The 298-nt window shown below is 39.3% G+C and carries 1 protein-coding gene; it reads right to left on the bottom strand.

Annotated elements, in window-relative coordinates; translation table 11 throughout:
- Positions 1-298: hypothetical protein (locus JO950_RS22145; protein ID WP_202704570.1), on the bottom strand; the 298-nt coding region annotated here is incomplete at both ends.

The following is a 298-nucleotide window of genomic DNA, read 5'->3' as shown; positions in this document are numbered from 1 at the left end:
TCAGGATTCGGTAATGCTTTTTTGTCTATTTTACCATTGGCTGTTAATGGGATAGCCTCGAGTTGAACAAAATGCGTCGGAAGCATATACTCCGGCAACGACTGTTTTAAATAAACTCTTAAATCGCTTGTGTTTTGCTCAATATCAGAAACGATATACGCTACGAGTTCTTTCTCTCCCAACTCGTTCTCTTTGGCTAAAACAACTGCCTGACTTACAGCTTCATGTTTTACTAAAGCATGCTCTATCTCTCCAAGCTCTATCCTATACCCTCTTATTTTTACCTGATCGTCTTTTC

Origin of the sequence: Flavobacterium sp. UGB4466 (genome assembly GCF_903469665.1) — a bacterium.
Classification (GTDB): domain Bacteria; phylum Bacteroidota; class Bacteroidia; order Flavobacteriales; family Flavobacteriaceae; genus Flavobacterium; species Flavobacterium lipolyticum.
The sequence above is the reverse complement of the archived record's forward strand: the minus strand, read 5'-3'. Positions and strand labels throughout refer to the sequence as shown.